16 protein-coding genes are annotated in these 20,924 nt (G+C 71.9%); 3 read left to right on the plus strand and 13 right to left on the minus strand.

What is annotated here, in order from left to right:
* Positions 1 to 17 precede the first annotated feature (17 nt).
* From ACWC9T_RS06535 to ACWC9T_RS06560, 6 genes are all read right to left on the minus strand, one after another.
* Entirely contained in the window at positions 18 to 1,073 is a 1,056-nt protein-coding gene (locus tag ACWC9T_RS06535) for a zinc-binding dehydrogenase (protein WP_449819936.1), read from the minus strand.
* Positions 1,070 to 2,764 carry a phytoene desaturase family protein gene (locus ACWC9T_RS06540; protein ID WP_449819938.1) on the minus strand — a complete coding sequence of 565 codons (1,695 nt, stop codon included), beginning with the start codon at positions 2,762 to 2,764 and terminating at the stop codon, positions 1,070 to 1,072. The genes ACWC9T_RS06535 and ACWC9T_RS06540 overlap by 4 nt, the downstream gene beginning before the upstream one ends.
* A complete protein-coding gene (locus ACWC9T_RS06545; RefSeq protein ID WP_449819939.1) occupies positions 2,761 to 4,455 on the minus strand; it encodes a phytoene desaturase family protein in 1,695 nt (564 codons plus the stop codon). The genes ACWC9T_RS06540 and ACWC9T_RS06545 overlap by 4 nt, the downstream gene beginning before the upstream one ends.
* On the minus strand, positions 4,442 to 13,696 hold the full coding sequence (locus ACWC9T_RS06550) for a non-ribosomal peptide synthetase/type I polyketide synthase (RefSeq protein ID WP_449819940.1): 9,255 nt from the start codon (positions 13,694 to 13,696) through the stop codon (positions 4,442 to 4,444). Before ACWC9T_RS06550 ends, ACWC9T_RS06545 begins: the two co-directional genes overlap by 14 nt.
* Positions 13,697 to 13,825: 129 nt before the next feature.
* Positions 13,826 to 14,218 carry a hypothetical protein gene (locus ACWC9T_RS06555; protein ID WP_449819941.1) on the minus strand — a complete coding sequence of 131 codons (393 nt, stop codon included), beginning with the start codon at positions 14,216 to 14,218 and terminating at the stop codon, positions 13,826 to 13,828.
* Positions 14,219 to 14,493: 275 nt separating this feature from the next.
* Positions 14,494 to 14,787, minus strand: a complete 294-nt coding sequence (locus ACWC9T_RS06560; RefSeq protein ID WP_449819942.1) for a hypothetical protein — start codon at positions 14,785 to 14,787, stop codon at positions 14,494 to 14,496.
* 380 nt (positions 14,788 to 15,167) lie between these two features.
* Here ACWC9T_RS06560 and ACWC9T_RS06565 point away from each other — a divergent pair, with 380 nt between their 5' ends.
* Complete coding sequence (locus ACWC9T_RS06565; protein WP_449819943.1) at positions 15,168 to 16,406, plus strand: cytochrome P450; 1,239 nt, start codon at positions 15,168 to 15,170, stop codon at positions 16,404 to 16,406.
* Positions 16,407 to 16,585: 179 nt separating this feature from the next.
* Here the strand turns inward: ACWC9T_RS06565 and ACWC9T_RS06570 are convergent, their stop codons facing one another.
* The 7 genes from ACWC9T_RS06570 to ACWC9T_RS06600 form a co-directional block, all read right to left on the minus strand.
* Entirely contained in the window at positions 16,586 to 17,200 is a 615-nt protein-coding gene (locus ACWC9T_RS06570; RefSeq protein ID WP_449819944.1) for a hypothetical protein, read from the minus strand.
* Between the two features lie 59 nt (positions 17,201 to 17,259).
* A complete protein-coding gene (locus ACWC9T_RS06575) occupies positions 17,260 to 17,997 on the minus strand; it encodes a phosphotransferase family protein (RefSeq protein WP_449819945.1) in 738 nt (245 codons plus the stop codon).
* Between the two features lie 75 nt (positions 17,998 to 18,072).
* Complete coding sequence (locus ACWC9T_RS06580; RefSeq protein WP_449819946.1) at positions 18,073 to 18,234, minus strand: hypothetical protein; 162 nt, start codon at positions 18,232 to 18,234, stop codon at positions 18,073 to 18,075.
* Positions 18,235 to 18,283: 49 nt separating this feature from the next.
* The gene (locus tag ACWC9T_RS06585; protein WP_449819947.1) at positions 18,284 to 18,526 is read right to left on the minus strand and encodes a hypothetical protein; all 243 of its coding nucleotides are present in this window, start codon (positions 18,524 to 18,526) and stop codon (positions 18,284 to 18,286) included.
* A 232-nt stretch (positions 18,527 to 18,758) separates the two neighbouring features.
* The gene (locus ACWC9T_RS06590; protein ID WP_449819948.1) at positions 18,759 to 18,932 is read right to left on the minus strand and encodes a hypothetical protein; all 174 of its coding nucleotides are present in this window, start codon (positions 18,930 to 18,932) and stop codon (positions 18,759 to 18,761) included.
* Positions 18,929 to 19,180 carry a hypothetical protein gene (locus ACWC9T_RS06595; RefSeq protein ID WP_449819949.1) on the minus strand — a complete coding sequence of 84 codons (252 nt, stop codon included), beginning with the start codon at positions 19,178 to 19,180 and terminating at the stop codon, positions 18,929 to 18,931. Before ACWC9T_RS06595 ends, ACWC9T_RS06590 begins: the two co-directional genes overlap by 4 nt.
* Positions 19,177 to 19,539 (minus strand): ATP-binding protein, encoded by a 363-nt coding sequence (locus tag ACWC9T_RS06600; protein ID WP_449819950.1) that lies wholly within the window; start codon positions 19,537 to 19,539, stop codon positions 19,177 to 19,179. Before ACWC9T_RS06600 ends, ACWC9T_RS06595 begins: the two co-directional genes overlap by 4 nt.
* 320 nt (positions 19,540 to 19,859) lie before the next feature.
* Between ACWC9T_RS06600 and ACWC9T_RS06605 the strand changes: the two genes are divergently transcribed.
* A complete protein-coding gene (locus ACWC9T_RS06605; protein WP_449819951.1) occupies positions 19,860 to 20,726 on the plus strand; it encodes a helix-turn-helix domain-containing protein in 867 nt (288 codons plus the stop codon).
* On the plus strand, positions 20,719 to 20,922 hold the full coding sequence (locus ACWC9T_RS06610; protein ID WP_449819952.1) for a DUF397 domain-containing protein: 204 nt from the start codon (positions 20,719 to 20,721) through the stop codon (positions 20,920 to 20,922). The genes ACWC9T_RS06605 and ACWC9T_RS06610 overlap by 8 nt, the downstream gene beginning before the upstream one ends.
* The last annotated feature ends 2 nt before the right edge of the window (positions 20,923 to 20,924 follow it).

The following is a 20,924-nucleotide window of genomic DNA, read 5'->3' on the forward strand; positions in this document are numbered from 1 at the left end:
CAGCGGAAGCCGTAAGCTCAGACCGAGACCAGCACCTTCCCCCGGCTCGCCGAGCGGTCGGTGTACAGGCTCCGGTACGCCGCCGGAATGCTGTCGAACCCCTGGTGGACGGTCTGCTGGTACCTCAGGTCCCCGCTGCGGACCAGCGCCCCGAGGTCCCGCCGCAGCGCCGACCAGTTCTCCTCGGTGAACCACTCCAGCGAGAAGATGCCGCGGATCACGGTGCGCGGGAACATGATCATCGGCAGCAGCCGCGGCCCCGTCCACGCGCCGCCGACCTGGCTCCCCCACTGCCAGCAGACCGCCACCCGGCTGTCCACCGCGAGCATCCCGAAGACCGCGTCGGTGAGCGCCCCGCCCAGGCTGTCGAAGTAGCGGTCGATGCCGTCCGGGGCCAGCTCGGCCAGCTCCTTCGCCAACCGCTCCGGGTCGTCCCCGTCCCGGTAGTGCAGCACCGCGTCGAAGCCCAGCTCCAGCAGCCGGTCCGCCTTCGCCGGGGTCGCCGTGGTGCCGATGACCCGCGCGCCGCGGTGCTTGGCGAGCTGGCCGACCACCGAGCCGACCGCGCCGCTGGCCCCGCTGACCAGCACCGTCATACCGGGGCGCACGTCGAGGAACTTCTCCACCGTCCCCCAGGCCGTCATCCCGGGCCCGCCCAGCAGCCCGAGGGCGGTGGTGATCGGCAGCTGCTCATCGTAGTGCGCGCGGTCCAGTCGCCGGTAGGCCGGGAAGACCATCGGGAAGGTGCCGGTCTGCCAGAGCCTGGGGGCGCCGTTGCTGACCACATGGCTGCACCAGCCGCCGAAGCCCTGGACCAGGTCGCCCACCGCGAACCGCGCGGCCGGCCCGGCCTCCACCACCTCCATGATCGAGTCAGCGCCCATGTGGTCGCCGACCGGGGTGTCCAGCGCGATCCCCTGGAGGTACGGGTCCACCGAGACGTAGCGGGTCCGCAGCAGCATCTCGTCCTCGGCGAGCCGGACGTCCACCTCCTCGACGACCTTGCGGTACATCCGGTCCACGTCCGGCACGCCGTCGACGTGCGCGCGGACGACCCACTTCTCGATCCTCACGAGGTGACTCCAAACTGCCGGTCGTCGGGCCCGACCGGTTCGGTGATCAGGGTGGGCAACGGCGCGCTGTCGTCCACCGCGGCGGTGAACGGCCTGCGGTCGTCGCGGCAGATGAACTGGACGACGTGCCGGCCGGCGGCCGCCGCGCGGATCAGACCGCCGGTGGTCGCCCAGACCCCGGAGAGGTAGAAGTTCGCCAGGCCCGGCAGCCCCGGCCCGTTGCGCTTGATCTCCTCCTCCAGGGTCTCCCCGCTCTCCACGAAGGGCTGCCAACCGAGCACCGTGCCGTCGTAGTTGCCGGTGTAGCGGACCTGGGTGAGCGGGGTGGAGACGTCCTTGACGGCCACCGCGTCCCTCAGCCCCGGGTGGTGCCGGTCCAGGAACTCGATGACGGCGTCGCGCACCCGGCGCTTCTCCCGCTGGTACTCCCGCCCCCGGCCGACCGGCAGGGTGTGCAGCTCCTCGCCCCGCCGCAGCCGGGGCGCCTGCTCCGGTCCGGTGCTCAACTCCCGCCAGGGGGCGATGTCGCAGAAGTAGCTGGCGTACACGACGGTGGTCGAGTCGGGCGACAGTTCCGGGTAGTGGCGGCTGCGGAACTGGATGTTGATGCTGGGGTGCCGGATGCCGGTGAGCCGCGCCGCGAACTCCTCCTCCAGCAGGTAGGTGGTGCACGGGTCGCCCGCCGGGAAGGGGCGGCGCAGCCCGAGGAAGACGGTCAGGTAGCCGGGGAAGACCATGCCCGGCTCGGTGAGCGTCTTGGTGTACAGCCGGCGGTAGGTGTCGTTCAGGTAGCGGCCCTTGAGCAGGTCCATCATCGTGGTCCGCCCGTCGCAGGCCGCCACCACGATGTCGGCCCGCACCTCCCGGCCGTCGCTCAGCCTGACCCCGACCGCCGTGTCCCGCTCGACCAGGATCTCGGTCACCTTGGCGTTGTAGGTGATCTCGCCGCCGAGCCGCCGGTAGCGCTGCTCGATCGAGCGGGCCAGGCCGAGCGAGCCGCCCTCCGGCACACCGGCCGACTGCCCGGCGTGCGAGGCGAGTTGGAAGTACGTCGGCAGCACCGGGAAGTTGGGGTGCTTCTCGTACAGCACGAAGTTGAACGCCTCGCGCAGCAGCGGGCTGCGGAACCGCGCCGAGTAGTCGGTCATCAGCACCGAGACCGAGCGCCGGATGACGTTGAAGTACGGCAGGAAGGAGGCGAGCATCCGCCAGCGCTCCCACCGGCCCATCAGCCCGACCGGCTTGAGGAAGGGGTAACGGGTCAGCGCCACCCGGAACTTGCGCAGCCCGGCGCAGAACTGCCGGATCCGCCGGGCGTCCTCGGGGGCGAGGTCCAGCAGGTGGGCCTCCAGCCGGTCCGGGTCGGAGTAGAAGTAGACCGCCTGCCCGTCCCGGGTGCGCACCACGTTGAAGACGTCGAAGTTGCGCATCCGCTTGCCCTGCAGGGCGCCGAGTTCGAGCCAGATCCGGTGCATCTCGTTGCCGGGCCCGCTGCCCAGCAGCCAGCTGACGCAGCAGTCGAAGGTGAACTCGCCGCGGTCCCAGGCGGTGCAACAACCGCCGGGCAGCTCGTGCATCTCCAGGACCTGGGTGCGGTAGCCGTTCATCTGCGCGTAGCAGCCAGTGGACAGGCCGCCCAGCCCCCCGCCGATGATGACCACGCTCCGCCGGCTGCTGCTCGTCCCCGTCATTCCGGCCCTCCGACGGTCATCTGGCCCACGGTGGCCCGGTCGAGTTGCGGCAGACGGCCCCACTTCTCCGCGCGCCAGGGTTCCTGGTTGTCGCTGGGCCAGGCCCGGAACGGCCGGCCGAGTTCCCGACAGAGGTACTGGGCGGCGTACCGGCCGCTGGTGGCGGCGCGGATCAGGCCGCCGAGCGAAGCCCACTGCCCGGCCATGGAGAAGCCGCTGAGGCCCGGCAGCCGCATCCGGTCCCGGTTGACCAGCCGGTTGGCGGTGTCCTCCGCCTCGGAGAAGGCCTGCCAGGCGAGGATGCTGCCGTAGGTGTTGCCGGTGAAGCGCTCGGTGGTCACCGGCGAGGCGACGTCGACCAGTTCGATCCGTTCGCCGACCCCGGGATAGGTCCGGGTCAGGAACTCCCGGACGAACACGGCGACTTCCTGCTTGCGGGCCCGGTAGGCCCGGCGGTCGCGGATCCGCAGGTCCTTCCAGGAGCGGTAGTCGCTGAAGTAGGTGCAGTGCAGCACCGACTTGCCGGGCGGAGCGAAGCCGTCCGCGTAGTTGGAGCGCAGCTGCACCACCAGGCTGTGCTGGAGCGATCCTGGCAACCGGGCGCCCTGCTCGGGTGGGAGCAGGTAGGTGGTGCTGTGCGGCTCGCCGGTCGGCAGCGAGCCGTCGACGCCGACGAAGGCCGAGACCACGGCCGGGTAGAGGTTGCCGGGCTTGTCCAGCAGTTCGCCGTAGAGCCGGTCGGTGGCCGGGCTGGAGTAGCGGCCCTCCAGCAGCCGGTCGAGCACCGTCGGGCCGTCGCAGGCAGCCACCACGTGGTCGGCGAAGTGCCGTGAGCCGTCCCGTAGTTCGACGCCGACGGCACGCCCGCGCTCGACCAGGATCCGGTCCACCCGGCAGCGGTAGCCGATCACCCCGCCGAGCGAGGTGTACCGCTCCTCCACCGAGCGGGCCAGTCCGAGCGAACCGCCCTGCGGGAAGCCCGCGTTGCCGGTGTGCGCGGCGGCCAGGGTGTACAGGTACGGCAGCAGCGGGAATCCGGCCGGTTCCTGCAGGAACATGTTGGGGAAGGCCCGCCGCAGCAGCGGGTCCTGGAAGCGCTCGGCGAAGCCGCTCATCGGGGTGGTCGCGGTGCGCCAGAACAGCCGGAAGGCGGGCAGTACGGTGCGCAGGGTGCGCAGCCGTTCGGCCGTGGTGCGCAGCGGCGGCGGGGTGAGGTCCCAGGGCAGGTCGATCGCGGCGAAGCGGCGCAGGTCCTTGCAGAAGGCCCGGATCGGCGCGGCGTCGCCGGGGGCGAGGGCCAGCAGGTGGGCCTCCAGCCGGTCCGGGTCGCCGTAGAAGGTGACGGCCCGGCCGTGCTCGTCGACGACCCGGTTGAAGGTGTCGAAGTGGGTCACCGACTTGCCGTCCAGGGCGCCGAGTTCACGCCACACCTGGTGGGCTCCGGTGCCCTCGGCGGTGCCGATCAGCCAGTCGATGCAGTAGTCGAACAGGTAGCCGTGCCGGGACCAGGCGGTGCAGCAGCCGCCGGGCAGCACGTGCTTCTCGAAGATCCGGGTCTCCAGCCCGCTCATCTGCGCGTAGCAACCGGTGGCGAGACCGGCCAGGCCGGCCCCGATCACGATCACCCGGGGCGGGCCGCCGCCGGCCCGCTCCCTGGTGGACCAGTCCGGCCCGTGGTCAGCCGCGGCCATCGGCGGCGCCTCCGGCCAGGATGGCACCCGCCAGTTCGGCGTTGCGCGCGGCGAACTCGCCGTCGAGCATCTCGGCGTGGCTGCCGTGGCCGGCGTACACCGCCGTGCCGCTGGCGGAGGCGCCGTGCCAGGAGCCGCTCTCGCCGCCCACGTGCACGGCGAGGCGCTCGCGCTCGCAGACCACGTCCAGCTGGGCGTTCACCGTGCCCGTGTTGGGGGTGCGGCTGCAGAACTCCAGGTAGTCCCGGGCCTGTTCGAGGGTCTTCTGGGCGACGATCCGCGAGCCGGTGTGCCGGTGCAGGTGCTCGCGCAGTTCCCGTTCGAAGACGGCCACGTGCTCCTCGCCCAGGTCGAAGGCCGCCAGGGTCCGGTAGGCGTCCACCAGCAGCACCGAACCGACCGTGCGACCGCGCCGCTCCAGCTCCTTGGCCACCTCGAAGGCGAGGTTGCCGCCGAGCGAGTAGCCGAGCAGGACGTACGGTCCGGACTCGTGCAGCGCCTCGACCAGGTCGGCGTAGCGGGCGGTCTTGTCCTCACCGGTCAGGTAGTTGAAGGCGGCGACCCGGTGCTCGGGCAGGTGCGCGGCGAGCTGCCGGTAGACCAGGCCGTGGCCGCCGGCCGGCGGGAAGCAGAAGACCGTCCGGTCCTCGGGCGCCTCGGGGTTGAACCACAGGTGGGGTTCGCCGCCGGCCAGCTCGCCGGTGATGATCTGTTCGACGGTGCGGGCCATGCCGTGCAGGGTGGTGACCTTGAACAGCAGGCCGACCGGGATGCTGATGTTGAACTCGGTCTGCAGGTGGTGGATCAGCTCGATCAGCCGGATCGAGCTGCCGCCCAGTTCGAAGAAGTCGTGCTGGAGGCCGACCTCTTCGAGGCCGAGCAGGTTCTTCCAGTGCTCGGCGACCCGGACCTCGTAGAGCGTGACGGGCGGTTCGTGCCGCTCGCCGCCGGTGTCGGCCTTGGGATCCGGCAGGGCGGCGAGGTCGACCTTGCCGTTGGGGGTGAGCGGCAGGGCGGGCAGTTCGGTGAGGTAGGAGGGGATCATCACGGTGGGCAGGTGCTCGGCGAGGTGGCGGCGCAGTTCGCGGCGGTCCAGCTCGACGCCCTCGGGGGGCACCAGGTAGGCGGCCAGGACGGACTCGCCCGAGGCGTCCTGCCGGACCGCCACGCAGGCCTGGGCGATTTCGGGCCGGGCGGTGAGGTGGGCCTCGATCTCACCGGGTTCGATCCGGTGGCCGCGCACCTTGACCTGGTTGTCGATCCGGCCGAGCAGGTGAGCGGTGCCCTCGGTGTCCCAGTGGCCGAGGTCGCCGGTGCGGTAGAGCCGCAGCGGGGTGCCGTCGAACTCCAGGGTGGTGAAGCGCCGTTCGGTCTGCTCCGTGCCGCCCAGGTAGCCGGCGGCGACGCCCGCGCCGCCGATCCACAGCTCGCCGGGCACCCCGGCCGGGACGGGCTCGCCGTAGCGGTCGAGGATGTACAGCGCGCTGTTCGGGAAGGGCCGGCCGATCGGGACCATCCGGCCCGGTTCCAGCTCCTCGGCGGTGCCCTCGTAGTAGCTGGAGTCGACGGTGGCCTCGGTCAGGCCGTAGGAGTTGACCAGCCTGGTCCCCGGCCCGCACAGGGCGCGCAGCCGCTGGTGCTCGGCGGCCTTCCAGGAGTCGGAGCCGACGATCAGCAGCCGCAGGAAGTCCAGCCCGACGCCCTCGCGTTCGCAGTGGGTCAGCAGGGCACGGGCGACGGCGGGCACGAACTCGCCGCAGTCCACGGCCTCCTCGCGCATCACCCGGTACAGCCGGGCGGTGTCGAAGAGCAGTTCGCGGTCGACCAGGACGAGGGTGCCGCCGGTACTGAGCGCCCGGGCGAGGTCACCGGAGAACACGTCGAAGGCGGTCCCGGCCATCTGCAGGTGCACCCGGGCCTCGGTGTCCAGCCGGTACTGCTCGCGCCAGCCCGCCGTGACCGCGGCCAGGTTGCGGTGGTCGACCCGTACGCCCTTGGGGCGGCCGGTGGAGCCGGAGGTGTGGATCACGTACGCGGGCCGGTCCGGGTCGGCGGCGGGCAGCGACCCGTTGGCGGTGGCGGGCCGTTCCAGCTCCTCCAGGGTGACCAGTGGCGCGGGCAGGTCGGCCGCGAGCGGGCGCCGCTCGTCCACCACGACCAGGGCCGCCCCGGCGTCGGCCACCTGGTAGGCCAGCCGGTCGGCCGGGTGCCCGGGGTCGAGCGGCAGGTAGGCGGCGCCAGCCCGCCAGATCGCCAGCAGGGTCGTGATCAGCTCGGGGGACTTGTCCAGACAGACGGCGACCACCGAGCCCTCGCCGACGCCCAGTTCGCGCAGCCGTGCGGCGGTGCGCTGGGAGCGCCGGTCCAGTTCGCCGTAGCTGAGCCGCCGTACCGCGTCCCGGCCGGGGGCGACCACCGCGACGGCCTCCGGGTGCTCGGCGGCGGCCTTGGCGATCAGCTCGGGCACCGGCACCTCGTGGTCGATCCGCCGCTCGGCGCCGCTGAACCCGGTGAGGATGCGCCGGCGTTCGGCCGCATCCAGCATCCGCAGCCGGCCGACCGGCTCGTCCTCGGCGGCCCGGGTCATGGCGTCCAGCAGGTTGCGGTAGTGCGCGGCCAGCCGCCGCACGGTGGCGGGCTCGAAGAGGTCGGAGTTGTACTTGAACACGCAGTGGAAGCAGCCGTCCGACCGGTCCTCGTAGGCGGACAGGGTCAGGTCGAACTGCCCCTCTTCCTCCGGGAGTTCGATGTACTCCAGGCGGTAGCCGAAGCGCTCCACGGCGACCTTGTGGGTGAGCAGGATGAACATCGCTTGGAACACCGCGGAGCGGCTCGGGTCGTGCTGCAGCCCCAGCTGCTCGACCAGCAGCGGGAACGGGTACTCCTGGTTGTCCAGCCCGCCGAGCACGCTCTCCCGCACCCGGGCCAGCAGGTCGGCCACGGTCGGTTCCCCGGTCAGGCTCACGTGCAGCGGCAGCGGGTTGACGAAGTAGCCGTAGACGGAGCTGAAATCCTCCTGAGTGCGCCCGGTCACCGGGCTGCCGACCACGATGTCCGACTGCCCGGACCAGCGGTGCAACAGCAGGTAGTAGGCGCTGAGCAGCACCATGAACGGGGTGGCGCTGTGCGCGCGGGCCAACTCGTGTACCCGACCGGTCAGTTCGGCGTCCAGCTGGAAGAACTCAGAGGCCCCGTTGTGGGTCTGCACCGCCGGGCGCGGCTTGTCGGTGGGCAGTGCCAGCACCGGCATCTCGGCCGGCAGGTGCCCGCGCCAGTAGTCGAGCATCCGCTGCGCCTGCGGACCGGCCAGGAAGCGGTTCTGGTGGTTGAGGAAGTCCAGGTAGCGGGCGGCCACCGGGGGAAGTTCGGGGATGCGGCCCTGGCGCAGCGCCTCGTAGACCTCGAACAGCTCCTCGATGAAGGTGAAGATGGAGATCGCATCCGAGACGATGTGGTGGACGGCCTTCATCAGCACCCAGCGGTCCGGCCCGCGCCGGAACAGCCGCAGCCGTACCAACGGGTCCTCGGCCAGGTCGTACGACCGTCGGTACTCGCGGACGATCAGCTCGTGGATCTCCTCCCAGGGGCGGCCCTCCACGTCGAACAGCCCGGTGTCGGCGACGACCTCACCCCGGATGCGCTGGACGGGGCGGCCCTCCTCGGCGGTGAAGGCGGCGCGCAGCCCGGGGTGGCGGGCGACCAGGAAGGCGAAGGCGGTGAAGACCAGTTCCGGGTCGAGTTCGGCGCGCACCTCGACCGCGCCGCCGATGTTGTACGCGAAGCCGTCCGGGTGCAGCTGGCGCAGGAACCACAGCGCCTGCTGGTTGTGGGTGAGCGGGTAGCGGGACTCGTCGGTGTACAGCTCGACCTCGGCCTGCTCCGGGCTCCCCTCGGCGGCGAGCTGGTCGGCCAGGCCCGCGGTGAGCAGGTCGACCAGGTCGCCGACGGTGCCGTTGCTGAGCAGCGCCACCACCGGGAGGGCGACGCCGAGTTCGCCGTGCACCCGGGCCCGCAGCTCCATGGCGAGCAGCGAGTCCAGGCCGTGGGCACCGAGTTTGCTGCCCTGGGAGATCCGCTCGGCGCCGATCCGCAGCACGGCCGCGGCGGCCGCGGTGAACCGCTCGGTGACCAGCTCCCGCCGGGTCCCCTGGTCGGCGGCGCGGTAGCCGTCCAGGAAGCCGCCGGTCTCGGCCGGGGCCTGCTCGGCCGCGCTCGCCGCGAGTTCGGCGACCAGCGGCGGCGGGGCCGGGTACCAGGCCAGGAAGGTCGGCCAGTCGACCACGGTGGCGACCAGCAGCTGGGCCCGGTCCTGCCCGAGGACGCGCTCCAGCACGGCGGTTCCGGCCTCCGGCGGCAGCGAGCTCATGCCGCGCGCGTCACGGTAGTGGGCGACCAGGCCCAGTTCCTCGATCATGCCGGTGGCCCAGGGGCCCCAGTCCAGGCTGAGCGCGGGCAGGCCGTCGCGGCGGCGGTGGTGGGCCAGGGCGTCCAGGAAGGCGTTCCCGGCCGCGTAGTTGGCCTGTCCGGCGGTGGTGAGCAGCGAGGCGACCGAGGCGAACAGCACGAAGTGGTCGAGCGGTTCGGCGCGCAGCAGCCGGTGCAGCAGGTGGCCGCCGATCACCTTGGGGCTGTATCCGGCGTCGAAGGCCGCCCGGTCCATCTGCGCCAGCAGGGTGTCCCGGACCTGCCCGGCGAGATGGAACACCCCTCGGATCGGCGGGAGTTGGCGCTGGCGGTAGTCGGCGAGCCAGGCCGCGAGGGCGGTCTCGTCGGTGACGTCCACCGGGGCGAGCAGCGGTTCGGCGCCGAGCGCCTCCAGTTCGCGCAGGAAGGCGATCCGCTCCCCGGCGGGGCTCGCCGCGTCGACGGTCTGCCACTCGGCGCGCTCGGGCAGGGCGGTGCGGCCGACCAGGATCAGCCGCCGGGCGCCGCGCTTGACCAGGGTGCGGCAGAGCAGCCGGCCGAGCGCGCCGAAGGCGCCGGTGACCAGGTAGCTGCCGTCGGGGCGCAGGACCGGCGGCAGCGGCCGGGTGAGGCCCTCGGCGCGGCGCAGCCGGCTGGTGAGCCGGCTGCCGGCCCGCAGGGCGATCTCCTGTTCGCCCCTGGCGGCGAGTTCGGCGAGCAGTGCCTCGGCCTGGTCCCGCGCGTCGAGCGAGGGGTCGAGGTCGACCAGGCTGCCCCGCTGGGCGACGAGTTCCTGCTGCCACAGCACCCGCCCGATGCCCCAGGCGGGGGCGCCGAGCGGTTCGACCCGGTCCCCGGGCGCGGCGGCCTGGGTGCCCCGCGTGACGATGTGCAGCCGGCCGTCCGGGCGGGCGGCGGGCAGCGCCTGGGCGAGGGTGATCAGCGAGTAGGCGCCGTGGGTGGCGAGCCGGTCGAGCTGCGCGGGCTCGGCGGCGTCGAGGGCGGGCAGGTCGAGGTTCCACAGGTGGACGACGGTTCGGTACGCCGGTTCCAGGTCGGCGAACAGCCGTTGGAGGTCCTCGGCGGAGTCGGGCCGCACCGTCGTCTCCCCGTCGCCGAACGCGTAGGAGGTTCCGGGCCGGACCAGGTGGCAGCGGGCGCCGCGGTCGACCGCCAGGGCGGCCAGCCGCTCGGCGAGGCCGCCGCCGTCGGCGAACAGCAGCAGGTCGCCGGTCGACTCGTCGAGCGGCGCCGCCGGGGCCCGCGTCCAGGCGAGTTCGGTGAGCCAGCCGTCGATGGTCGCCAGGCCCACCGAGGCGGAGGCCCGGGCGACGTCGGCGACCTTGAAGCCGGTGATCCGGCCGAGCGGGGTGCCGTCCTCGGTGTAGAGGGCGAGGTCGCCGACGAGTTCCTCGCCGCTGTCCCGGGTGACGGTGGCGTGCGCCCACAGCGGCCGGTCGCCGGCCCGGTCGAGCCGGACCTCCTCGATCGAGACCGGCAGCCGGACGACGCCGCCCTCGGGGGCGTGCAGCCGGGTGGTCAGCAGGGTCTGGAAGCAGGCGTCCAGCAGCACCGGGTGGAGGTGGTGGTCGGCCGCCCCGGCGCCGATTTGCGGGGTGGGACGGATCAGGGCGAGCGCCTCGCCGGGACCGGCCCACACCTCGGCGATGGCCTGGAAGGCGGGCCCGTAGTGGTAGCCCCGCTCGGCCAGGCGCCGGTAGCAGTCGGGGCCGTCGAAGCGCCGCCCCCGGTCGCGCAGTGCGTCGAAGTCCGGTGCGGGCCCGTGGGCGCGGCGCTGGCCGGTGCGGACCCGGCCGCTCGCGTGCACGGCGGGCTCGCCGCCGGTCGGGGTGGAGGCGATGGTGAAGCGGGCGTCCTCGGGCGCGTAGCCGAGCTGGACGGGGACCGGCTCGGTCGAGAGGAACAGCGCCCGGCTCAGTTCGACCTCGGCCAGCACCACCTCGGTGCCGCCGGTGAGCGCCCGGACGGCCTGGGCAGCCATCTCCAGGTACCCGGCGGCCGGGAAGACCACCTGGCCCTCGATCCGGTGGTCGTCCAGGTAGGGCAGCCGCTCCGGATCCAGCGCGGTGGTCCAGGTCGGCTGGGCCGCGGCGGTGCGGCGGCCGAGCAGCGGGTGGTCGACCAGCCCGAGCCGGACCTGCTCGACCGGCTTCGGCTCGACCCAGTAGCGGTCGCGCCGCCACGGGTAGGTCGGCAGCGGTACCGGGCGTCCGGCCGGGTGCAGCGCGTCCCAGCTCAACTCGACGCCCAGGGTGTGCAGTTCGGCCAGGGTCCGGGCGAAGCGCTCGGGCTCGTCCTGCTGGCGGCGGATCGACGGCAGGGTGTGCGCCTGCTCGGCGCACTCGCGGATCGCGTGCCCGAGCACCGGGTGCGGGCCGAGTTCCAGGAACAGCCGGTGCCCGTCCTCGGCCATCCGCTCGACGGCGGCCCGGAAGCGCACCGGGTTGCGGACGTTGCGCCACCAGTACTCGCCGTCCAGTTCCGGGCCCTGGGCGAGCCCCTCACGGGCGGTCAGGTAGAGCGGCAGCTGCGCCTCGCGCGGCTTGATCCCGTCCAGCGCGGCGATCAGCTCGTCCCGGATCGGGTCCATCCGCACGCTGTGGTACGGGACCTCAACGTCCAGGAAGCGGGTGAACACGCCCTGCTGCCTGAGTTCCTCGGCCAGTTCGCGCAGCGCCTCGGCGTCGCCGGCGAGGGTCACCGCGGAGGGACTGTTGACGGCGCCGAGCGAGACCCGGGTGCGGTACGGGCGGATCCGCCGCTCCGCCTCGGCCTCCGGCAAGCCGACCGCGAGCATCGAGCCCGTCCCGGCCAGGCGCTGCTGCAGCCCGCTGCGGGCGAGCACCACCCGGACGGCGTCGGCCAGGTCGTAAACCCCGGCCTCGAAGAAGGCGGCGACCTCGCCGGTGCTGTGTCCGACCACCGCGTCGGGCACCAGGCCGTGGCTTCGCCAGAGCGCCGAAAGCCCTACCTGGACGGCGAAGTTGGCGGGCTGGGCGAGCCAGGTCTCGGCCATCCGGGAGTTCGCCTCGTCGCGGCCCAGTTCCTCCAGCAGTGACCAGCCGGCCTGCTCGCGGATCTCCCGGTCGACGGCCCGCACCGCCTCCCGGTAGACCGGCTCGCTCTCGTACAGGCCCCGGCCCATCCCCCACCACTGCGGGCCCATACCGGTGAACACCCAGGCCAGCCGCCGCTGTCGGCGCTCCCGGGCGCACCCCTGGACCACCAGCGGGTGCGCCTCGCCGCGCTCGGCCGCGGCCAGCGCCTCGTCCAGGTCCTGCTGCCCGGAGTAGACCACGGCGAGCCGCTCGGGCAGGTGCTGACGGCGGTGGGCCAGGGTGTGGCCGAGGTCGGTGAGCGCCGTCCCCGCGGCGAGTTCCGCGCGGACGGCGCCGGCCAGCTCGGGCAGTCCGGCCGCGTCCCGGGTGCTCAGCGGAAGCACCGTACGGGTCGGCCGCGACGCCGCAGCGACGACTGGGGCCGGGGCGGTGGCGGGAAGCGGCGGCTCCTCCAGCAGGACGTGGGCGTTGGTGCCGCCGAAGCCGAAGGAGTTGACGCCGGCGCGGGCCGGGCCCTGGTGCTCGGGCCAGTCGACCGGGGCGGTCGGGATCTCGAAGGGCAGCACGGCCAGGTCGATGGCGGGGTTGGGCCGCTCCAGGTTGAGGTGCGGCGGGATGCGGCGGTGCTTGAGGGCCAGCACGGTCTTGATCAGCCCGGCGACACCGGCGGCGGCCTCGGTGTGCCCGATGTTGGTCTTGACCGAACCTACGTAGCAGCGGTCCCCGGAGCGCCGGCCGATGCCCAGTACCCGGCCGAGCGCGGCCGCCTCGATCGGGTCGCCGACCGGGGTGGAGGTGCCGTGCGCCTCGACGTACTGCAGGCTGCCGGGAAGCACCCCCGCCTCGGCGCAGACCCGCTCGATCAGGGCGGCCTGGGCGTCCGCGCTGGGGACGGTGATGCCGTTGGTGCGGCCGTCCTGGTTGACGCCGCTGCCGAGGATGACCGCGTGCACCGGGTCCCCGTCGCGCAGCGCGTCGGAGAGCCGCTTGAGCACCACCACGCCGACGCCCTCGGCCCGGACGTAGCCGTCGGCGGAGGCGTCGAAGGCGCGCGAGCGGCCGTCAGCGGAGAGGAAGCCGCCCTTGGTCTCGGCGATCGTGTACTGCGGCGCCATGTGCAGCAACGCGCCACCGGCCAGGGCGAGTTCGGTCTCGCCGCGGAGCAGGCTCTGGCAGGCCAGGTGGACCGCGACCAGCGAGGAGCTGCAGGCGGTGTCGATCGAGACGCTGGGGCCGCGGAAGTCGAAGCAGTGCGAGATCCGGTTCGACACCATCGTCATCATGGTGCCGGTGGCGGTGTGCGCGGCGATGGTGGCGAAGTCGAGGTCGGCGAACTGCAGGATCTTCCAGTCCAGGGTGAAGGCGCCCATGTAGACGCCGACGTCCCGCCCGGCCAGCTCGCCGGGGCGCAGCCCGCCGTCCTCCAGCGCCTCCCAGCTGACCTCCAGGAGCTTGCGCTGCTGCGGGTCCATGTGCTCGGCCTCGCGCGGGCTGATGCCGAAGAAGTCCGGGTCGAAGGTGTCGAAGCCGTCGATGTAGCCGCCCCGGCCGCCGATCAGCCGCCCCGGCTTGGCCCGGTCGCGGCTGCCGAGGGTACCGGTGTCGTACCGGTCGGCGGGGGTGTCGGTGAGACAGTCCCGACCCTCGATCAGGTTGCGCCAGTAGGTCCGGTGGTCGTTGGCGTGTCCCGGCAGTCGGCAGCCGATCCCGGTGATCGCGATCCGGTCGCAGGGCACGGCGAAGGGCGATGTGGTCATGATCCAATCCGGGGTCGGTGGCGGGACGCGCGGGCACGGGAGGAGAGGAGAGGCTTCGCGGGCCGGGGTCAGGCGGACTGCTCGGTGGCCCTCATCCGGCGTCAGGGGTGCGGCGGGGTGGCGGGGAGCTCACACCGCGGTCGGGAACATGACCGGGCCGCGGCCGAGCCGGCCGAGGTGGACGTCGATGTCGGCGTGAGCGGAATACCCCTGTGCCGAAATAAGTATTCCGACCACGAATACTGAATACGCCGAGAAGCAGATCAGGGCCCGCGGACAGATGCACCCCGGGCCACGCGACGAAGACACCGGAAAGTGAATCACGCCATTGTCAGCGACATTCTGGAGGCAGCGGGAAGGCGAGCCGATCGACAGGGCGAGCGGGATCCCCAGCGCGGCCGGCAGCGCCGGGCGGGCAGAGCCGACCCGCCCGAGGCGGAAGTGCCACATGGCGGCGACCGTACACAGCACACCCAAGAGCGGAAGCGGATGGGCGAGCCGGCGTGCGATGGCGGACAGCACGCTCCCCCTTGTTCTTCGCGGACTAATGACTGCAAACGTCAGAGACTCTAGCGGGAGCCACAGGCCGGGGCAGTCATTCGACGTGTTAACGCCACAAATGACCCGATCGACGGAAAATTAGCGCACGAAGTTGACGTCAAGCCGACGCGAAGGGGGCGCATCCGCGCTGCTGCACGCCCTGAGCGCCGATCGTCCCGGCGCTGTGGCAGCCGGTGTGATCAACCACTGGTAGCCGACCCCATCTGAGCGGCGCAGCCGTGTGGGCGCTACCGCGGTCAGCCGGGGTGGAGGGCCACCCGGACGTCGGCGTCCATCGGCAGGACCAGCAGGTCGCCGTGCTCCCAGGTCCAGTAGTTCGGGAGGAGAAACATCCGGTCGCCGGACTGGGCGAGCAGGCGCAGTCCGCGGTAGCGGTACCGGAACCGGTCCTGGGGCCCCGCGTCCGGGAGCGTCGTCTCCGTCAGACCGGCCCATTCCGATTTGCGGCACGCGGTGCTCTTCGGGTCGGCGCACGCGGAGAGGTCCAGGTGGAGGCGTTCGACGGTGTCGAGGATGACCGCGGGGCTCATGTAGAGGTTCCGCCCGGCCCACGCCGCGTGAGCACTCCCCCGGTCGGAGGCGTAGGTCGTGGCCGCCGCTTTCGCCCGCTACCAGCACTTGCCGGGTGTCGAAGCCGAGCGTCGAACTGTCGACGCCGAAGTAGTCGTAGTAGGCGCTGGTGTAGACGTAGCCGAAGAAGAACAGCGGCGCGGTGATCAGTGCCGTCGGGGCGATCCAGGTGGCGATCCGGGTGATCCAGGCGGTCGTCGTGCCCTCCGCCCGGGGTGGCCAGGCCGGCCAGCGTCCACCGGAGGCCATCACGCCGCCACTCGGCGTCGCCCGTCTGGCGTACAGTCAGCCGGGATGTTCCCAGCCCCTCCCGGGCCGCCCAACACGCTAGGGAGACCCCGTGACCACGGAAGCTCACCCCGTCCCCGAGCTGGCGGCGGACGTCGTCGAGCAGTGGCGGGCCGAGGAGGCCCAGCTGGTCGACCTGTTGGCCCTCGCCCAGCGCGGCATCGGCGGCATCGCCGCCTTCCGGCTCGGCCCGACCCCGACCGTCCTGGTCACCGACCCGGCCGCGGTTCAGCACGTGCTCGGCCGCCACCCCGACCGGTACGTCAAGCGCTCGCACCGGGCCCGGATGCTGGTCGGCGACGGCGTTCTCTCCGCCACCGGCGACGCCTGGAAGCGCCAACGGCGGCTGCTGCAGTCGCAGTTCACCGGCACCGGGATGCGCCGCTACGAGCAGCGGATCGCCGCCGCGGCGCGCCGGACTGCCGAGCGCTGGGAGGGATACCGGCGCAGCGGGGAGACCTTCGACGTGGGCGAGGAGATGCGCGGCTTCGCCCTGGACACCGTCTGGCGAGCGCTCACCGGGCTGCCGCTGGACGACCGGACGGACGGCGAACTGCGCTCCGTGGAACGGGTGGTGACCGCGATGCCGACCCTGCCGACCAATGCGGCGGACGCCCGGGACGCGGTCGCCGAGGACCTCGCCCGGATCGACGCCGTCGCCCAGGCGGCGATCGACGCGGCGCGGTCGGTCCGGGATGTCGAGGGGCCCGGCGTGCTCCGCGTCCTGCTCGACGCGGCCGACCACCTCCCCGAGTACACCGACCGGTTGATCCGCGACGAGCTGGTCACCCTGCTGGTGGCCGGCCACGAGACCACCGCCACCACGCTCACCTGGCTGTTCCTGCTGCTCGACGACAACCCGGGGGCCCGCGGCACCGACCCCCAGGCGCTGGTGAGCGAGACCCTCCGGCTCTACCCCTCCGCCTGGCTGCTCCCCCGGCACGCCATCGAGGACGACGTGATCGCCGGGCACCGGATCGCCGCCGGCACGGACGTCCTGGTCTGCCCGTACCTCACCCACCGCGACCCGGCGCTGTGGCCCGACCCGGAGCGCTTCGACCCCGCCCGGTTCGCCCCCGGCGCGGACCGCCCCGGCCAGTTCGGCGCATACCTGCCCTTCGGCCTTGGCGCCCGCGCCTGCCTGGGCACCCAGTTCGCCCTGCGGGAGACCACGGCGCTGCTGGAACTACTGCTTCCGCTGGGGCGGTTGGAGTTCCGCTCCCGCCCGACCGGCTCCGCCTACAGCATCACGGTACGCCCGAACGGTCCGACACCGGCGGTGCTGCGCTGAACCCTCCGGCTGCGGATGGTCCTGCCTCGCTGAGCCCTCCGGCCCCTGGGGCAGGAAGCCGTCCGCGAACGAGCCTGGTCGGCCACCTCCACATGGCCAACCACACGCTCCGCACCCTGGGCACCGGCACCGGCACCGGCACCGGCAGCGGGCGGCGGACCCAGCCGCAGCACGTTGGCTTACGCGTCGAACGTGATCACAGGTGTCCCGGCGTTCCGGGTGAGGAAGTGCAGCAGGTTGGCGAAGCCACGAGCGTCGTCGATCGCCTTGTGCGTGTGCGTCACATCGCCCAGCCAGTGCGGGGGCAGCTTCGGCGCCGCAAGGTCCGCTGCCGGCCGCCCGGTCAGTGCCGCCGTGTACGAGCGCAGGCACAGCGCCGGTCCCTGGAAGAGGGGATCCTGCTCGTACGGGCCCTGGTGCAGCCCGTACGGGGTGAACCGACGCAGGTAGTAGTCGATCCATGTGCCGTCGAACGACAGCGGTGCCGCGGCGAACGCTCGTGGCCCGGGCAGCGATTGGATCCACTCCACGTACCTGCTCATCACGTCGACGACGGGTTCCGGGTTCGCGGTCGCGGCCTCCCACGCGCCCGGCTCGGAGTCGAACCATTCCTTGGTGCGCGGGTTCGGTGCCGAACCGGGGAGCGGTTCGAGGATGGCCTCGAACTCGCCGAACGTCCGCCCGTCCGTCGTCGTGGCAACAGACGCGAAGGACCGCATCGAGTTCGGGCCCGCCCACGGACCGTCGACCTCGATGTCGGTCACCACGTACGTCCAGTCGCTCAGTTCAGTCATGCGGTCGACGGTACCGCCACGCCCACCCGGCGCTGCCGGACAGTCGGGCCCGCGCAGTCTCACAGCCGGGATCTCAGCACGTCCACCTCACAGCCCGGCGCGGACGGGTCGAAGCCGTGCTCGACCAGCCAGCGAACCACCAGCAGGCTTCGCAACGACCACCACGCGCGGATCACGTCGAGGTCGACGTCGGTGCCATAGCCGGCGACGACGTCGCCGAGGTGCTCCTCGTGTCCGAGCGTCAAGATGGCGAGGTCGAACAGGGCATCACCCTGGCCCGCCTCGGACCAGTCGATGATGCCGGTGACCTCGTCGCCGTCGACGAACACGTGAGTGATCTGCAGGTCGCCGTGCGTGAACACCGGGTTCCACGGCCGGAGCGCGGCCTCGGCGACCTGGCGGTTGCGGGTGACCAGGTCGGCGGGCAGGACGCCGTTCGTCACGAGCCACTCGCACTCGCCGTCGAGATCCGCCGTCAACTCGTCGAGTCCCCGGCCGGGCCAGGGCGGCAACGGCGCGTCGTGCAACTTCCGGATGGCGGCACCCGCCGCGGCCCACGCCGCCGGCGACGCGGTCGACGGCTCGCCGAGGCGGCCGAGCGCCGTCCCCGGGACGGCGGCGATCGCGAGCACGGACGGCTTGCGCCACAGGACCTCCGGGGTCGGAACCGGTGCCAGGGCCATCGCCTCGACCTCGACGTCGATGCGCGCCTGATCGGCGTCCACCTTCAGGAACACGTCGCCGACGCGCAGGGTCGCGCGCTCGGAATGGGCGACGACGACCTCGACCTCATCCATGGCGACCATTATCCCGGGATGACCGTCGACGTCGCCGGGTTTATCGCGTGCTATCGCGCGGCTGACCGCGTCCCGCTACCCGGCGGCCTCGTACACAACACCGACCGCTGACCAGGTCAAGCCCACCACCTTTGCCAGGAGTCCCAGGGCCAGGCACTCGTCGTGCAGGTCCATGACGTCCCCCTTGCCGCCGTTGTCGACCCACGTCGTCGATGCGGCGGACAAGTACGTGAACACCGTCGCCACTCGGTGGCCGTCGACCGTTCCTGCCGGTCGGTCTCAGTGGTCAGTTGTCCCCGAGTGCCAGCTTGACGCCGAACCCGACGAGCACCGTGCCGGTGATCGCGTCGATGACCCGCTGCACCGAGCCGCGGTTCAGCCACCAGAGGATCCCCAGCGCCGTCGCGAAGGCCCGGCGCCTGCCCAGCGTGATGGCGGAGCGCAGCACCAGAGCGGTATCCAGTCCCGGCATGATGGTCAGCATGCCTGCCACGACGGCGAAGGAGGCGATGGCAGAGGAAACGGTCATGCGGCCATCCTGAAGTCGCGGCCGCGATCACGTCCAACGCGGTCTGCTTCACTGCGCATCAGCAGGATTGATGCCGCTGCTCGCTCAGAGCTTCGCCCCCGGGAGTCGACCGCGCCTCAAGCCCTCGCTGCTCGGTCAGCTGCGGATACGGGAGCTCGTACGGCAAGACGGGCTCGGATTCCCTGCCGCCGAGCCGAGTCGGGGGACTCGGCTCGGCCGCGCGGCGTCGCGGTCAGGCGGGTATGCCCCGGGTCCGGTCCTGGTCCTGCCGTTCGGGATCGGTGCGGTCGTCAGGCTTGGGCATCCGGAGGGCCGTGATCACGCCCAGTGCGACGGTGGCGAACGCTAGCGCGAGGAGCACGGCGAAGGCGGCGCCGATCAGGAAGGTGGCGGTACCCGGTCTCATCCTCGCTCGCTCCCTTCGTTGTCGCGGAGGAGGTGGAGGAGGTTGAGCAGAGTGCTCACGGGCGCGTTGCCGAAGTCGACCAGGATGCGGCCGTCGAGGGTCCTCTCGGTGACGGTGGCCGAGCCCCAGAGGAGGCCGAACTCGCGCCCGCACTCGTGGAGTTCGCGGAGGAGCGCCGCGACCTGCGGTTCGGCGTGGTCGCGCAGCCGGGGGTCGGTGGGCGCGATGGGCGTGCGGTGGGGGCTCACGAGACGGAGTCCAGCTCGTACCAGACGATCTTGCCCCGCTTCTGGGGGTCGACGCCCCAGCGGTGGGTGAGGCCCTCCACGAGCTGGAGGCCACGGCCGGACTCTCCGAGGTCGACGGGGTTGCGCTGCTCGGGGAGCGCGTCGTTCTCGTCCGAGACGCAGACCCGGAGGGTGCGGGTGAGGAGGGAGAAGTAGACGACGGGGGCGGCGGTCTCGCCGTGCCGCCACGCGTTGACGATGAGCTCGCAGAGGGCGAGTTCGGCGTTGAAGATCGTCTCGGGGTCCCAGCCCGCGCGGGTCAGGACCTCCCGCAGGGCCTGCCGGGAGAGGGCGAGCGAGGGCGCGTTACGGGTGCACATGGAGTCCTCCATGAGGCGGTGGTGCGGAGAGAGAGGCGAACCGGTGGATTCGTCGCCGTGAGCCAGGCCAGGGCGGGGCTGGTTGATGCCGCGCATGGCTGCTCTGCGGTGCGCGGGCAGCAGGCGCCTACTGCCCGGAAAGACAGGCGTTACTGACGATCCGTCGGATCGATCGACCTACTGGCGACCATAGCCCAGGATGAGATCAAGTTTTACCCCAATCTCGGATCTTTCCCTCTATCGTGGTATCAGCCGCCTCAGATGGACCGACCGGCAAGCCGCGCGGCAGACTGGGGCCCACCCCGCCCTGGAAGGAAGCCATGGCTCCACGCGCGAACCCGACACTCCGTCAGCGACGACTCGGCGCAGAGCTGCGAAGGATGCGCGAGCAGGCTGGCTTCGGCGGCAGCGAGCTCGGCCGCCTCGCGGGCATGAGCCCGGCGCAGGTGACGCAGATGGAGGCAGGGAGAATCGGCATCAGCGTGGAGCGCCTGCGCACGATCGCCGCGACGTGCATGTGCGTCAACGAGCCTCTGATCGCTGCGCTCTCCGACATCATCACGGAGCGCGAGAGGCCGGGCTGGTGGGAGGAATACCGAGGAACTCTGTCCTCGGACTTCATTGATGTCGCAGAGTTCGAAGGCTGGGCTCGACGTCTCACCACCTACACGATGGCCTTCGTCCCCGGGTTGCTCCAGACCGGGCCGTACGCTGCTGCCGTCTTCGCTCAGACATTCCCGCCACTGCCTCGCCACGAGATCGATCTCAGAACAGCCTTCCGAATGCAGCGGCAGCGCCTCATCCGGTCCGGCGCGACGCCTTACTCAGCGTTCATCCATGAAGCAGCGCTGCGCATGCAGTTCAGTGGACCAGCCGTCCTCGGCGAGCAACTCGGAGCCCTCATCGAAGACTCCGAGCAACCGACCATCTCGATTCGAGTCGTGCCCTTCGACATCGGCGGTATGCCAAGCTCCAGCGAGAACTTCACGTATGCCGAGGGATCAGTGCCCGAGCTCGATGGGGCTCAGGTAGACACGAGCCTCGGCTGCCGAATCTTCGACGCTCCGGCCCACATGGCAAGGTTCCGCTCCCTCCTCGCGCGATTCAACTCCAACGCGCTCTCCGAGGAGGAGTCCCGAGACTTCATCGGATCCATCAAGAAGGAAATGGAGAGCAAGCGTGAATAGTTCTGCGTGGTGGAAGTCCAGTTACTCCGCCGCAAACGATGAGTGCGTCGAAGTACGTACGCTAGACGGGGTGGTTGAACTGCGGGAGTCTGACGAGGGAGAGGTCATAGTCCGCACCACGCCCGCCCATTTCACGAGGTTCCTGGAAGCCGCCAAGGCCGGCGAGTTCGACCACCACGCCAACTCCACCGGCTGAAA

The sequence above is a fragment of the Kitasatospora sp. NPDC001159 genome, assembly GCF_053598235.1.

What these genes read in the sequence shown, in the direction of transcription:
- ACWC9T_RS06540 (WP_449819938.1), bottom strand. Translation starts at nt 2,764, where the DNA reads ATGACGGGGACGAGCAGCAGCCGGCGGAGCGTGGTCATCATCGGCGGG.
- ACWC9T_RS06545 (WP_449819939.1), bottom strand. Translation starts at nt 4,455, where the DNA reads ATGGCCGCGGCTGACCACGGGCCGGACTGGTCCACCAGGGAGCGGGCC.
- ACWC9T_RS06550 (WP_449819940.1), bottom strand. Translation starts at nt 13,696, where the DNA reads ATGACCACATCGCCCTTCGCCGTGCCCTGCGACCGGATCGCGATCACC.
- ACWC9T_RS06560 (WP_449819942.1), bottom strand. Translation starts at nt 14,787, where the DNA reads ATGAGCCCCGCGGTCATCCTCGACACCGTCGAACGCCTCCACCTGGAC.
- ACWC9T_RS06570 (WP_449819944.1), bottom strand. Translation starts at nt 17,200, where the DNA reads ATGACTGAACTGAGCGACTGGACGTACGTGGTGACCGACATCGAGGTC.
- ACWC9T_RS06575 (WP_449819945.1), bottom strand. Translation starts at nt 17,997, where the DNA reads ATGGATGAGGTCGAGGTCGTCGTCGCCCATTCCGAGCGCGCGACCCTG.
- ACWC9T_RS06585 (WP_449819947.1), bottom strand. Translation starts at nt 18,526, where the DNA reads ATGACCGTTTCCTCTGCCATCGCCTCCTTCGCCGTCGTGGCAGGCATG.
- ACWC9T_RS06590 (WP_449819948.1), bottom strand. Translation starts at nt 18,932, where the DNA reads ATGAGACCGGGTACCGCCACCTTCCTGATCGGCGCCGCCTTCGCCGTG.
- ACWC9T_RS06600 (WP_449819950.1), bottom strand. Translation starts at nt 19,539, where the DNA reads ATGTGCACCCGTAACGCGCCCTCGCTCGCCCTCTCCCGGCAGGCCCTG.
- ACWC9T_RS06605 (WP_449819951.1), top strand. Translation starts at nt 19,860, where the DNA reads ATGGCTCCACGCGCGAACCCGACACTCCGTCAGCGACGACTCGGCGCA.